This window comes from Bacillus sp. TH25 (assembly GCF_016650935.1).
Taxonomy (GTDB): domain Bacteria; phylum Bacillota; class Bacilli; order Bacillales; family Bacillaceae_G; genus Bacillus_A; species Bacillus_A mycoides.
The window spans coordinates 275,173-289,289 of the sequence record NZ_JAEKEU010000009.1 but is presented as its reverse complement, the minus strand read 5'-3'; the positions used below and the strand labels follow the sequence as shown (position 1 = coordinate 289,289).

Here is a 14,117-nt window from a genome sequence, read left to right as displayed (position 1 = left end):
AGTAAAGGAAATAGGGGTATATGGATATGAGAAAGAAGAAAATAATCAAGTATATTTTAGTTGTTATAATGATTTGCGCCGTATATGCGGGGTTTTTACAATATAACATTTATAAGCATGGGCATATGAATGCAATTGATGATGCGGATTATATAATTGTACTAGGATCGAAAGTAAATGGAACAAAACCTTCTTATTCATTGCAATATCGTATTGATAAAGCAGCTGAGTATTTAAAATTACATGATAAAACAATTGCTATTGTATCTGGAGGCCAAGGAAAAGGTGAAGATATTACAGAAGCATTAGCGATGAAACAAGGATTAATGAAACAAAATATTGCAGAAGACCGCATTATAATGGAAGATAAGTCGACGAGCACAGATGAAAATATTAAATTCTCAAAACCGTTAATTCCGGCCAATATGAAAAAAGGTATGATCGTAACAAACGATTTCCATATGTTTAGAGCGAAAAAAATAGCTGCAAAACAAGGTTTGCAATTAGAAGGGCTTCCGGCCAAAACACCGAAGCCAATTATCATTCCATCGAATGTACGAGAATATTTAGCGATTACGCAATATTGGTTTATGAATCGAATATAGTTAAAGTAATCCCGCCCGAAATTTGAGGCGGGATTTATTTCGAGGAAAATCTTACAAAAATGTCATGTTCATGAAAGGTAAAGCGATAGTTTCTGGAAAGGTTTCCTGACATAATGAAGGTAACAAAAAACTTTAGAGGTGATTCGGTTGAAAGGAAATAATATTTTATCTTCGCTATGTTACTTTAGTATCTTTTTTGCACCATTTTTACTACCAATTATCGTGTACTTCGTTGCGGAAGATGAAGTGAAATATCATGCGAAAAAAGCATTTTGGTCACATGTTTTCCCATATGCAATTTTATTTGGAGGGTTAGCTTTATCAGGAGTATACGGTTTAAGTTTCAATCAGTCTGAGAGCGTTGGAATTGGGATGGTTATAACGTATGCAGTGTTTATTCTTGTAGGAATTTACTACTTCATTTGGAATATTGTTAAAGGTATTAAAGTATTGAAAGCAGCTTAACATTGTCGTTATGTGTGTAAAGTCGATATAATTTCATTTACCATATTAATATGTATTTAAAAAAGAGCAACTCACAAAGGAGTGCTCTTTTTTTGCTTATAAGTTGTGAATAATGAAAAAGATATGTTAATTTTTTATTATGAAGAGAAAAAAGGAGTGATTTTTATGAATGAGATGATACATAAAATGGAGCAACACGTTTCAGTTCGTAAATATAAAGAAGAACCAATTTCAAAAGAGATAGTAGAAAGAATGGTGCAAGCTGCGCAGCATGCAGCTTCCTCACATTTTGTACAGGCGTATTCTCTTATATATGTAACAGATCAGGAACTAAAGGTTAAACTAGCTGAATTATCCGGGAATCGTCATGTGAAAGACTGCGCAGCATTCTTTGTATGCTGTGCGGATTTAAAACGTCTAGAAACTGCATGTGAAAAACATGGAACAGAAATTAAACATGAGGGAGTAGAGGACTTTATTGTAGCAACAGTAGATGCCTCATTATTTGCACAAAACTTAGCACTTGCAGCTGAATCATTAGGATACGGCATTTGTTATATTGGCGGAATTCGTAATAACCCGAAAGAAGTGAGTGAATTGCTTTATTTACCGGATAAAGTATATCCGGTATTCGGAATGACAGTGGGCGTACCAAATGAAGAGCATGGAGTTAAGCCGCGTTTACCGGTAGCGGCCATTCTTCATGAAAATGGATACGATGAAAAGAAATATGATGAATTATTAAACGAATATGATGAAACGATGAGTGCGTATTACAAAGAAAGATCGTCAAATCAAAAAAACGTAACATGGACGGAATCAATGAGCTCATTTATGTCCAAAGAGAAAAGAATGCATATGAAAGAGTTTTTAAATGAAAAAGGATTAAATAAGAAATAAGTAAAAAGGCAAACCTGGAATGCGGGTTTGTCTTTTTTGGAGGAGAAATGTATTTTTTTTGCTATCATATACATAGAAATAAAAATTAATAAATTTTTACAAAAGTGATAGAAAATGAGAATGAAATGCCAATAGTAAGTAAAAGCAGCTGCTAAAGGGGAACTGAGGAAGGAAGATGTTTATGATTTTCAATTCTGAAGAGGATTTAATTATAGCTATGAAAAAACGTGATCAAGATGCTTTGAAAGAAGTGATTGATCAATATGGAAAATTAGTTTTATACATTATTCATAAATCATTAAGTACCCCTATTGAGAAACAATATGTAGATGATTGTTATAACGATGTATTTACTATCATTTGGTTTAATATCGACCAATTTGATATAGCAAAGGGAAACTTAAAATTTTGGATGATTGGTATTACTAAATTAAAGGCATTGGAATATAAAAAAGTATATAGAGAGAACAAAATGGATAAAGACGCAGAAATAGATAAAGGTATCCATGATAGTTATGAAATAGAACAAGAAGAGATTATGGAAATAGTACAAGATTTAAATAAAAAGGATCGATATATCTTTTTAAAGAGGTATATTGATGGATATTCCATTGACGATATTGCAAAAGAATTAAAAGTAACAGCGGATTATATATATAATCGAATTTCTCGAAGGAAGAAAAAACTTCAAAAACTGTGGAAGGGGAGTGTGTAATATGGATAAAAGACTATTATCGATGTTAAACGAACTCCAATATTCAGAAGAAGAAATTACACGTTTAGAGAAAGAAGCGAATGAGTCTATAAATATAGATAAGTATTATGTGAGAAATGGAGGGTTATTAAAAAAAATAACTTTACAAATGTTGGAAGAGTCAATTCGCAACGAATTACAAGCTGGTGAAGAAATTGAGAAGGAACTGTTAGTAGACGAAGGATATATGGCAAATAATAAAGTAATACCAAATATATATTATGTAGGAGCTACTTTTTATTATTATATCGTTTTAACAAATAAAAGAGTGATTATGAAAGGATTAGATTGTTATTTTAAAAAAACAAATGAACATAGCATGCCAATAGAGGATATACAATCCATTTCGCAACATAAAAAAATGAAAAATGTCTTTGAAATTAAATATAATAACACTCATATACAATTTGGAAGTATTGAGTATGCACGTGAAGTTGCAATGATAGTTATGGAGTTAAAAAAACGCGGAGTAAAAGTAGAAAAGTATACAGATTTTGAAAAAGGGTTTTTCTTATTTTTTAATATATTCGTGATAGTAAGTGCAGGTCTTTGCTTTATAAAATATTTAATGTAAAAAGCGGCATAATAGCCGCTTTTTATCGTTTTATTTAGTATTCAATTTAAAATATTTGTCTTATGAAAGAACGATTATTGCTAATTGTAAACTGCCACTAAAGTTATTTAAGTTTTGATATAGAATGCCCCATTGCACTTGAAAATGCAGCAATAATTTCGTTTGAACCTATCTATTATTGTGCACTATCTAAAGCACCCTCTATAACAAGTTCAAACTTTCAATAAGAAGATAAACCCCCGTACAACTTAAAAGGATGTACGTAAATATTTTGAAAATCCGTTGATTAAGCCATTTGAAAATAATTTGACCTATATACAAACCTAGAAATACGATTGGAATAGCATAAAAACTTGATTCCCAAATTGTTTTGTTTGTGCCAGTAAAGAGTATTTGAATTACTAGACTAATGAAATATATAAACAGATAAAAAGCCAATGTAGTTGCTCTTAACTTCTCTTTTTTGTATCAGTTCCTGTAAAGTAAAGTAACAGGGGGGGTCCTGGCATACCGATACTTGTCGTTAAAAGACCGGATAATCCACCCACTAAGAAATCTCTAGATTTTGTTGATTTAATCTTAAAGTTGCATATTAGCATCAACGTTAATAGTAAGAGCAGGATGCTAATTGCTAATTTAAATGTGTTGATGTTAATGGAAATGAAAATTAAAATACCAAAAGGAACACCTACTATACTTCCGAAAATTAATCTTTTCAGTAGAATAAAATCAATGTCCATTCTTATTTTCCTAATGAGTGATATGGAAATAATTAATGATAAAATGATATTTATTTGTATAGCTTCTTGTGGTAGAAATAACATGAGTAAGAAAGGTGTTGCCATAATAGAAAAGCCAAAACCTGTACTTGTTTGTAAAATAGAAGCTACTAATATAATACATATGAAAATGAATATAATCTCCAAAATAGCCCCCTACATAATCAGATCCAATAAATATTTTAACATAAAGTGAAATTTTAATCAGTGGGGGTTTTGTTCATCCCCCACTGATTATTAGCCCACACCACTCGGGATCTTACTGCCCGGCAAATAGCGGGATGAAAAGCGGAAAAATAGCCGCTTTTTATGTTGCGGTTAATATTCCAAAGATGATCCTGTAGCTTTAAAATATTTTTCTCGTGAAGGAGTCATTACCCGGAGTGCTAATAAACAGGAAAGGAAAAGAATGAGTAACGAGCTACTTATTACAGTAATTTGAATGGAAAGAAATTGTGCGGATGCCCCAATTGCTAAAATGAAAAAGATTTGAATGAAATTTTTTATTGAATCAAACACGCTATCGATACGTCCTATCATATGTACAGGGATGTTATTTTGATAAAATGTTATAAAGCCAGTACCAGCAAATGATGAAGAAATGCCAAGTAAAATGAAACCGCCTGCTGCGACTATAAATGAATTTGAAAAGGCGAAAATTACATACCCTATTGCTGTGAAAATCATACCTAATCCGATACAATGTTGAATTGGTAATCGTTTGGCAAATAGAGAGACGAGAAATGAACCGAAAACGTAAGCGGCACCAGTTATACTAACAAGCATGCTATATTCTATATTGGATAAAAACAGTACTTGATTTGTGAAAACAACTTCTTGTGAATCGAGTGCCATAGAAACAAGCATAGTAGCTTGAAATAAAACGAATATGAGAATTATGTAAGTTTCCGTTCGAGCGAATGAAAAAACTTGTTTCCAATCACTTCGTAATGTTTGTAAGAAAGTATTTGAAACCTCTTCGTTTTGCTTTGTTTGTAATGTAATGTTTGGCAAGAAGTAAATGAGAATGGTAGAAAGTAGAAATGAAAGTGAGTTGCAGTAAATAACAAAGGATGCTGAGTACGTGGTGAGAAGTATTCCAGCAAGGGCTGGACCGATAATAAAAGCCCCGCTTGTACAAAAGTTATTCCAAGCGTTGAATTGAGCGCGCTCTTCAGCTCGTATGAGCATTGTTTTATAAGTAAATGAAGCTGGATCGAAAAATGATGTAGCAATGCGAGTTAAAAAGATAAAAATATAAATGACCCAAATAGAATCAAATAGTGGAATACAGCCAATGAGAGCTGCTCGAATTATATCTGTGATGAGCATAATTGACCGTTTATTTAATCGATCTACAATACTACCAGACCATATTTTTGTAACAACGGTGGCAATTGGACCGACAATCCATAGGCCTGCTACAGCAGCGGGAGAGTTTGTACTATTTAACACCATTAAGTTTAGAGCTATGAGGTACATAAAATCACCTAAACGAGAAATGCCTGTGCCCGACAATAATAATAATTTATTTTTCATGGGTATATGGACCTTTCTTTCATTGTTTTTTTATCCCGCATTAACGGGCAGTAAGACTCCCACCTCAAAATGTGGCTGTAAAGCAAAGGAGTTAGGTGGGGGAGATCAACTGCCCGTAAAAGCCCGATTGGTGAAAGCTAATAATCGGTGGGGGATGAACAAAACCCCCACTGATTAAAGTTTCACTTTATCCGGCAGGAAATAGCGTATTCTTCTTCTGAGGCTGATTGACGAGCGGTTTTGCTTTCCCAGCGTAATAAAACTTGTGAGATTTCCCAATTGAGTTGTTGTAATTCCTCTGGAGTTAAAAATAAATGAGATACAATATGGCCCCCTGTATTTGTTCCTTCAGTGCCTGCTTCTTCAATATAGAAGTGAGCAGATTTTGCTTTATAGTACTTTTCAATAATCCCCCGTTTTTCCTTTGTATCTACTAATTCAAGTAAGCCTCCGTCAAATAAAATTTGGATGTGATAGTGAACGCTACCAGCAGATTTATTTAGTTTAGTAGATACTTGTTTTGCAGTGAGTGTTTCGTCTTTTAAAAGGTGAAGAATTTGAATGCGAGTTGCATTGGAAATTAGCTTTTGTTGTTCTGCTGAAATGGTAAGTCGATCTTCAAACATTTTGTTAGCTCCTTTCTTATAATCTAAATTTATTGTACGTTCTAAAAAATTAGATTGTAAGAGAAATAAATCGCCTTTTTCTTGTGAATTTCGACATAAATAAAAATGGCATGTACATATACATGCCATTAAGTGATAGTAGATTCTTCACTAAGCTCCCCATGATAAAACAAGAACAGCCATATAAAACTAACGAAAATACAGCATATAGCTAACAGGCTACCAATAACTTGCGGAGAAAGAATTTCTAAAAGCCATCCTGTTATAAACATAGATAACTGAATAAGAGATCCATAAATGGAATAATGAAATGAAAAAACTTTACCAATCATGTTTTCTTCTGTATACATTTGTAGCAATGTCGTATCAAGTGGAACGATGATTCCTCCTGCTATACGCATACAGAGTAATGTAATGATACCGATAATAAGTTGATCGGATAGAATGAATCCGAGAAAGAAAATTCCTTGTAGTAAATAGGCCAAGCCAAATGCTCTTTTCATTTTGTCTTCATTTTTAGATATATATAGATTAACGAGAAGGCTACCAATCATAAGTCCAGCCCCTTGAACCGTATATAAAATACCAATGTTAGTGTGGAAGATTCTTTCGGCATAGATTGTTAGAAGTAACTGATAGGCACCTCCAATAATGCCCCATGAAATGCCGACAAGAATTAATGTTAAAATAATTTTGCTTTGTAATATGTATGTATAACCATCTTTTATATCAGTAAAAAATGCTTTTTTCGTGGTTAAAGTATCACGAGCAGGAATACTCATTTTATAAATAATATAGGCTGAAATAAAGTATGATAGGCTATTAATAAAAAAGGCAATCTCGATACTTAAAGATTGTGCAATGAGCCCACCTAAAGAAGCTCCCATAATAGACATAAAACCATTGATTGTACTAGAAAGAGAGTTAGCGGTTACGAAATGCTTTTGATGTACGATATTTTTTAGAGTTGATTGCTTAGCAGGCTCGAATAAGCAAGAGAGTACTGATAAGCATATATTAGAAACGAAAATAATTTCAATTTTGTAGAATGCTAATAAATAAGTGAGGACGATAATTCCTCGTAAAATATCGGTAAAAATCATAATTTTCTTTTTTGAAAAACGGTCTACAATTCCGCCTATGAATGGGCTCAGAAGAAGTTGAGGTAACCCTTTGCTCATAAAGGTGAGTGCTAACATAAATGAAGATTCTGTTATGCTATAGACGAGTGTTAATAAAGCTACAGTATGAAACCAATCTCCAAGTACGCTTAATGTTTGACCAAAAAATAGTTTTTTGAAGTTTGTATTTGTTTTAAGAAGCCTGTAATAAGAAATTGACATGAAAAATTAAACCTTATCTATAAGTGATGCCTGTACTTGTTTTTTCCATTCACTTAAATACATTTTCTCTGCTTTAGGTAGTCCAACAGGCAATTGTGTAATGAATTCTAAACTATTTCCATCAGGATCGTTAAAATATACGGAGGCTTGTGCTAATTCTGGAAAAACGATTGGTTCAATTGGTTCCATTCCAAAGTCTTTTCGTGCTGAAATTCCTTTCTGTTTGAGCCAGTGTATTGCGTTTTCTAAATCGTGTAAGCTTACTTGGAAGGCGATATGTCGTAAGGCTGGATGATAATTCACTTTGTATTCTTTTCCTTCCCAAAGACCAATCCAACTTTCATTTTCTACAATCCAAAAGAAGGCGATATCTTTGTCTCTTTTATATAATTTGAGCCCTAGTGATTCATAAAAAGGTATCGAAATTTCTAAATTACAGACAGGTAAATGTGCTTCATAAAGACCTTTAATCATTATAATCCTCCTTAGTAAAAACGTTTTCTTATTCAATAGTAAACGATGTTTTGTTTATTGAAATCGCAAAATAGAAGGAGAATAAACTCATACGAAAGTATGAAAAAACAGCTCAATTATGAGCTGTTTTCATATAGTTTTTAGTTAACATATTTCATTCATTTAGAGTTTAGCGAAAAGGATACGTATTATATTTAAAACCCTCCGCCGCCACCCCAACAGCTACATCCGATAATGATTAGAAGGATGAATAGCACGATGAGTAAAGCAAATCCACCGCCGAAACCAGCGCAACTACCACCAAAGCTCATGTTTTTTCCTCCTTTTTAGGAAATTAATCTATATAACTAATGGATTACTTTATAAGATATGTTTTTATTTAGAAAAGGAGCAAGTCTTACTTCTAATTAGACAAGAGCCTGTGATCGGATTTAAATGTGATATTTACTTTGTTTCATAGCACTTTTTTAAAAATGGTAAAACAATATGGAAGTGTATACTAGGTGAATGTATTGCAAATGAAAGGGGTATGTAACTTACAATTACATTAAAATTTCTTTTCATAAATATAAAATTTGTAAAAAAAACCATTTTTTTATTTTTTTATGAGTGGAAATGTACTATAATTTTACAAGTAATATTATGGGAAAAGGGAGTTTTAGTATAGAGATGGAGATGGGACAATTACACAATAAAATAGAACACAAAAAGAAAGAGTTAATTCAACTTGTTGCTAGGCATGGATTAGATCATAATAAAGTTTTGTTATTTAGTCGAGATTTAGATATACTAATTAATAAGTTTATGAATATAAAAGACAAAGTATATAAGTGATTAATCTTTATTTTTTTATATTAGGATTATTTATTTGTAAAGGGGAAAACAGTTATGGAACACTTACAAGAAGAGTTGTATAAACAAATAAAAGAAGAAAAAGGTGCAGTTACTATATTTTTAAAGAGCGGAGTAAGAATAGTAGGGGAAGTAGTTGGGGTAGATAGATTTACAGTATTAATATTAGTAGATGGAAAACAACAACTTATTTATAAGCAGGCAATATCAACAATTATGAAATAAGACACTCAAAATGAGTGTCTTATTTCATAATTAAATGGTTACTTTTTGCATGCTTCAACGTCAATACCAGCAGCGATTAATTTTTTTTCTCCGTCTTGTTCAATGATTTTTTGTAATTTAGATAAGAAAGAGTCAAAATCTGTATGTTTACCAACTTGGAAAGTCATTTTATGCTCAATTGGTAACCAAGTATCAATATCAGCTTCGTTATGCTGAATTTTCACTTCAAGTTTATCAAGTGCGTTAGCAACTTTTGCTTCATACGTTTCTTTCGCTTCGAACTCCATCCATAAATCGTATAATTCCACGCCGAGAGAACCTTCTAGTGTACGTTTAATATTTAAAATAGCCTTTTGCTCATTTTTTTGTTTTTGTAATTGTAATTCACGGCTATTCATCGTGTCGAAGGCGGGGATGTCACCAGCTTCTGCTTCAACAAGGTCGTGAATAATAACCATTTTAAGTAACTTTTCTATATTTACCTTTTGATCCAAATAAGGCTCAACTAAGATCGCCATTAGAGACATACGCCACGTATGTTCTGCAACACTTTCTTGACGGCCGTTAGAAAGCCAGCTGTGTCGCATTTCGTATTTTAGTTTTTCTGCTAATGCAATGACCTGTAAAATATTATGTTCCATGGGGATCCTCCTCACATTGCTATTATATAATTCTAGTATAGAAATGAAATGTGTCAATTTTATGAGTATATTGCGATAAATAGATGATAGTCGTATAATGGTTGTTATATATGAAAACGCATTATTAAAATAAAAAAATGTTTAAAAAAAACAAAAAGGAAGGGTAGGAATATGGGAGACGAAAATCAAGTATTAGTTAGGCCACAAAGGAAAAAGAGAAAATTTGATATTTCTAGCCCATTTGGCATTGTAATAGGTTTCGTCATTGTAATTGCGGCGATCATGCTTGGCGGTGGTGGAATAAAAGCTTTTAAAAATTTCTTAGATGTTCCATCTATTTTAATTGTTATAGGGGGAACAACAGCGACAATTATTGTGGCATATAGATTTGGAGAAATAAAAAAATATACGAAAAGTATTTTTACTGTTTTACATAAAAGAGAGGAAAATCTAGAACAGTTAACGGATTTGTTCGTTGATTTTTCAAAGAAGTCTAAAAAACATGGTTTACTCTCGTTAGAAGTTGATGGAGAGCAAGTAGACAATCCTTTTATTCAAAAGGGGATTCGTTTAATGTTAAGTGGATATGATGAAGCAGAATTAAAAGAAGTATTAATGAGAGATGTTGAAACAGAAGTATATGAGTTAAGAAAAGGAGCAACATTATTAGATAAGATTGGTGATTTCGCTCCGGCATGGGGTATGATAGGAACTTTAATTGGTCTTATTATTATGCTCCAAAACTTGCAAGATACATCGCAAATTGGTACAGGAATGGCAGTTGCTATGTTGACGACATTGTATGGATCTGTTATTGCAAACATGATTGCAATACCGTTATCTGAAAAAGTGTATCGTGGCATTGAAGATTTGTATACAGAGAAGAAGTTTGTAATAGAAGCAATCACAGAGCTTTACCGAGGACAAATTCCTTCTAAGTTAAAGTTAAAACTTGATACATACGTATATGAAACGAAGATAAAAAAAGAAAAACGAGCAGCCTAATATTTCAAGGAGTGGTATGGTGATGATAAAACGACCGCAAAAAGGATCGCCTCGTTGGATGACGACTTTTACTGATTTAACGATGTTGTTATTGACTTTTTTTGTACTATTAGTTGCTACATCAAAACAAGATACAGTAAAATTATCGAAGATGCTTGAAAAGTTTAGTGATGCAGAACAAGTGGATGCGAAAGTAATGGAAGGTACAATACCAGATATTTCACATGAAAAAAATGATGAAAAAGCAGTTTCAAAAAAACGAATGGATGAATTGTATAAAAAGTTAAAAGCATATGTAGATAATAATGGTGTTAGTCAAGTGAATGTATATCGAGAAGATACAGGTGTTAGCATCGTTATAGTAGATAACTTAATATTCGATACAGGTGATGCGAATGTTAAACCAGAAGCAAAAGAAGTAATTAGTCAATTAGTAGGGTTCTTTCAATCGGTACCAAACCCAATTGTTGTAGAAGGACATACAGATAGTAGACCGATTCATAATGAAAAATTTCCTTCCAACTGGGAATTATCTTCAGCACGAGCAGCTAATATGATTCACCACTTAATTGAAGTGTATAATGTAGATGATAAACGATTAGCAGCGGTAGGATATGCGGACACAAAACCAGTAGCATCAAATGATTCACCGCAAAATTGGGAGAAAAATCGGCGCGTTGTAATATATATTAAAGAATAATATATTTCTATTTTATTAATAAAATAATAAAAATACAGAAATTCTTTTAAAAAAATATTAAATTTTCTCGTTTTATTTTGTATAATGAGTGAGAATGATAAGGTGAAATATTAAGATATATTTATAAATAAAAGGAGAGAACCGAAAAGAATGGCACATAAAATTTTAGTTGTAGACGATGCGATGTTTATGCGAACAATGATTAAAAACTTATTAAAAAGTAATTCTGAATTTGAAGTTATCGGTGAAGCAGAGAATGGGGTAGAAGCGATTCAAAAGTATAAAGAACTTCAACCTGATATTGTAACACTAGATATTACTATGCCAGAAATGGACGGACTTGAAGCATTAAAAGAAATTATGAAAATTGATTCGAGTGCAAAGGTTGTTATTTGTTCTGCAATGGGACAACAAGGTATGGTATTAGATGCAATTAAAGGCGGGGCAAAAGACTTTATTGTAAAGCCATTCCAAGCCGATCGTGTTATCGAAGCTTTAACAAAAGTAGCAAATAGCTAATATAGAAGGGGTGCCACAAAGAATCAAATCAATGATAGCGGATAGACGTGTGGCCCCCTTTTTTCTCGTTATAAAACACTAAATTGTTATACATAAATGAAATGTTTGTTAGACAGGTAGGGGATTAAAATGCAAACAGATCTATTAAATATATTTTTTGAAGAAGCAGAAGAACATTTACAGTCGCTAAATGAAAATGTGCTAAATTTAGAACAGAATCCTGCCGATATGGGTGTTGTAGGGGAAATATTCCGCTCAGCTCATACATTTAAAGGTATGTCTGCGAGTATGGAATTTGCGGAAATGGCAGATTTAACTCATAAGATGGAAAATGTTTTAGACGAAATCCGTCATGGAAATATGATGGTGAATGCTAATATTATTGATGTTATTTTTGAGTGCATTGATAATTTAGAAAAGATGGTTACAGATGTGCAGCAGGGTGGAATGGGTAATATTGATGTTGTATCTACAAAGCATAAATTAGAAGCATTATTAAATGGGAATGTAGAAGCTTCTATGGAACAAGTAGAGCAAAGTAGTATAAACAATGATGATACAGTTTCACATGAAGTATATATAACCGTCGAACAACAAGCCATTTTAAAAGCAGTACGTGCCATTATGTGTATTGAAGCATTACAAAATGTAGGGGATATACAAAAAACGGTTCCAAGCATTGAAGAAATCGAAGCGGATGCTTTTGGATTTGAGTTTACAGTATATATGGATACTGATCGTAGTGTTGAAGAATTGAAACAGGTGGTGCTTCACGTTTCTGAAATTGAGAAAGTAGAAGTGAAGCAAGGAAATATAGCTGAAGAAGGAATCGTACAATCTATTGCAGCAACGCAGCTGGATCCATCTCTAGAGGCACGAACTACAACAGCTAGTACTACACCGGCTAAAAGTAATACAAAAACGAAAAATGCTAAAGTAGAGAATCGTTCTATTCGTGTTCAGTTAGAAAAAATCGAAAGATTAATGAATATGTTTGAAGAAAGTGTAATTGAGCGTGGACGAATTGATGAATTAGCAGAAACGATTCAAAATAAAGAGTTAATCGAGCATTTAAATCGATTAGGGGATATTTCAAAAGATATCCAAAATGTATTATTAAATATGCGTATGGTACCGATTGAGACGGTCTTCAATCGTTTTCCACGTATGGTACGTATGTTAGCGAAAGATTTAGGTAAAAAAATCGATTTACAAATTAAAGGTGAAGATACTGAAGTTGATAAAATTGTTATTGACGAAATTGGTGATCCACTCGTTCATTTAATTCGTAATGCAATTGATCATGGTATTGAAACTGTCGAAAACCGACGTGATGCCGGGAAAAATGAGACCGGTACTATTAAATTAGAGGCATTTCATAGTGGAAATCATGTCGTAATTCAAATTACTGATGATGGAAATGGTATTCATAAAGGAAAAGTATTAGAAAAAGCGATAAAAAATGGTGTTGTAACGGAATCAGAGGCAAATAAATTAACGGATCGTGAAGTGTTTGATCTTATCTTCCAACCGGGATTTAGTACAGCGGAAGTTGTATCTGACCTTTCTGGACGTGGGGTTGGATTAGATGTTGTTAAACATACGATTCATAGTTTAGGTGGGCATTTAATTATTGATTCTGAAGAAGGAAAAGGAAGTACATTCAGAATTGAACTTCCTTTAACATTGTCTATTATTCAATCAATGCTTGTTCAAACAAATGATAAGCGTTATGCCTTGCCTCTTGGCAATATTGCTGAAGCCATTCGAATTAAGAAAGAAGACATACAATCGTTACAAGGGAAAGACGTTTTAAACTATCGCAACCAAATTATTGAAGTGAAACATTTAAGTACTGTATTTGGTGAAAAAACAGTAGATGAGGCGTTCGCATCATATGATAGTCAAATGGTTCCTGTGTTAATTGTTCGTAATACACATCGTAGCTATGGACTTATCGTAAACACAATTATCGGTCAAAGAGAAATAGTTTTAAAGTCATTAGGTGATTTCTTTGCAGAGAGCTCTAACTATTTCTCTGGTGCGACAATTCTCGGTGATGGACGAGTGGTCCTCATTTTAAACCCAGAAGGTTTATAATAGGAATGAAGGAAGC

At 32.8% G+C, this 14,117-nt stretch carries 17 protein-coding genes and 1 pseudogene; 11 read left to right on the top strand and 7 right to left on the bottom strand.

Features of this window, described 5'->3' with window-relative positions; genetic code table 11:
* The first annotated feature begins 68 nt into the window (after positions 1-68).
* The 5 genes from JFT89_RS06010 to JFT89_RS05990 all read left to right on the top strand — a co-directional run bounded on the left by JFT89_RS06010 (position 69) and on the right by JFT89_RS05990 (position 3,298).
* Positions 69-605 carry a YdcF family protein gene (locus tag JFT89_RS06010; RefSeq protein ID WP_306475273.1) on the top strand — a complete coding sequence of 179 codons (537 nt, stop codon included), beginning with the start codon at positions 69-71 and terminating at the stop codon, positions 603-605.
* 147 nt (positions 606-752) lie between these two features.
* Complete coding sequence (locus JFT89_RS06005; protein WP_002011879.1) at positions 753-1,070, top strand: magnetosome magnetite crystal formation protein family; 318 nt, start codon at positions 753-755, stop codon at positions 1,068-1,070.
* A 165-nt stretch (positions 1,071-1,235) separates the two neighbouring features.
* Positions 1,236-1,970: an oxygen-insensitive NADPH nitroreductase gene (gene nfsA / locus JFT89_RS06000; RefSeq protein ID WP_002126543.1), complete on the top strand. Its 735-nt coding sequence runs from the start codon at positions 1,236-1,238 to the stop codon at positions 1,968-1,970.
* 175 nt (positions 1,971-2,145) lie between these two features.
* The gene (locus tag JFT89_RS05995) at positions 2,146-2,685 is read left to right on the top strand and encodes a sigma-70 family RNA polymerase sigma factor (RefSeq protein ID WP_201039672.1); all 540 of its coding nucleotides are present in this window, start codon (positions 2,146-2,148) and stop codon (positions 2,683-2,685) included.
* Position 2,686: 1 nt separating this feature from the next.
* A complete protein-coding gene (locus tag JFT89_RS05990; RefSeq protein ID WP_002186251.1) occupies positions 2,687-3,298 on the top strand; it encodes a PH domain-containing protein in 612 nt (203 codons plus the stop codon).
* 201 nt (positions 3,299-3,499) lie between these two features.
* Here JFT89_RS05990 and JFT89_RS05985 read toward each other — a convergent pair.
* From JFT89_RS05985 to JFT89_RS05960, 6 genes and pseudogenes are all read right to left on the bottom strand, one after another.
* Positions 3,500-4,224: pseudogene (locus JFT89_RS05985) on the bottom strand (sulfite exporter TauE/SafE family protein).
* 171 nt (positions 4,225-4,395) lie between these two features.
* Complete coding sequence (locus JFT89_RS05980) at positions 4,396-5,616, bottom strand: MFS transporter (protein WP_201039671.1); 1,221 nt, start codon at positions 5,614-5,616, stop codon at positions 4,396-4,398.
* 182 nt (positions 5,617-5,798) lie between these two features.
* A complete protein-coding gene (locus JFT89_RS05975; RefSeq protein ID WP_201039669.1) occupies positions 5,799-6,242 on the bottom strand; it encodes an ArsR/SmtB family transcription factor in 444 nt (147 codons plus the stop codon).
* A gap of 128 nt (positions 6,243-6,370) precedes the next feature.
* Positions 6,371-7,585: an MFS transporter gene (locus JFT89_RS05970; RefSeq protein WP_201039668.1), complete on the bottom strand. Its 1,215-nt coding sequence runs from the start codon at positions 7,583-7,585 to the stop codon at positions 6,371-6,373.
* A 6-nt stretch (positions 7,586-7,591) separates the two neighbouring features.
* Complete coding sequence (locus tag JFT89_RS05965; RefSeq protein ID WP_201039666.1) at positions 7,592-8,059, bottom strand: VOC family protein; 468 nt, start codon at positions 8,057-8,059, stop codon at positions 7,592-7,594.
* 194 nt (positions 8,060-8,253) lie between these two features.
* Positions 8,254-8,370, bottom strand: coding sequence for a YjcZ family sporulation protein (locus JFT89_RS05960; protein WP_000007805.1), 117 nt, complete (start codon positions 8,368-8,370; stop codon positions 8,254-8,256).
* A gap of 304 nt (positions 8,371-8,674) precedes the next feature.
* Between JFT89_RS05960 and JFT89_RS05955 the strand changes: the two genes are divergently transcribed.
* Entirely contained in the window at positions 8,675-8,893 is a 219-nt protein-coding gene (locus JFT89_RS05955; protein WP_002086516.1) for an aspartyl-phosphate phosphatase Spo0E family protein, read from the top strand.
* A 54-nt stretch (positions 8,894-8,947) separates the two neighbouring features.
* The gene (gene hfq, locus JFT89_RS05950) at positions 8,948-9,136 is read left to right on the top strand and encodes an RNA chaperone Hfq (RefSeq protein WP_002012071.1); all 189 of its coding nucleotides are present in this window, start codon (positions 8,948-8,950) and stop codon (positions 9,134-9,136) included.
* Between the two features lie 38 nt (positions 9,137-9,174).
* Here hfq and JFT89_RS05945 read toward each other — a convergent pair whose 3' ends face one another.
* Complete coding sequence (locus tag JFT89_RS05945; protein WP_002064609.1) at positions 9,175-9,777, bottom strand: HD domain-containing protein; 603 nt, start codon at positions 9,775-9,777, stop codon at positions 9,175-9,177.
* A 171-nt stretch (positions 9,778-9,948) separates the two neighbouring features.
* Between JFT89_RS05945 and JFT89_RS05940 the strand changes: the two genes are divergently transcribed.
* The 4 genes from JFT89_RS05940 to JFT89_RS05925 all read left to right on the top strand — a co-directional run bounded on the left by JFT89_RS05940 (position 9,949) and on the right by JFT89_RS05925 (position 14,101).
* Entirely contained in the window at positions 9,949-10,782 is an 834-nt protein-coding gene (locus JFT89_RS05940) for a flagellar motor protein MotP (protein WP_016094409.1), read from the top strand.
* A gap of 22 nt (positions 10,783-10,804) precedes the next feature.
* A complete protein-coding gene (locus tag JFT89_RS05935; protein WP_002012067.1) occupies positions 10,805-11,482 on the top strand; it encodes an OmpA family protein in 678 nt (225 codons plus the stop codon).
* Between the two features lie 150 nt (positions 11,483-11,632).
* Positions 11,633-12,001 (top strand): response regulator, encoded by a 369-nt coding sequence (locus tag JFT89_RS05930; RefSeq protein WP_000940577.1) that lies wholly within the window; start codon positions 11,633-11,635, stop codon positions 11,999-12,001.
* 129 nt (positions 12,002-12,130) lie between these two features.
* Positions 12,131-14,101, top strand: a complete 1,971-nt coding sequence (locus JFT89_RS05925; protein WP_016094408.1) for a chemotaxis protein CheA — start codon at positions 12,131-12,133, stop codon at positions 14,099-14,101.
* The last annotated feature ends 16 nt before the right edge of the window (positions 14,102-14,117 follow it).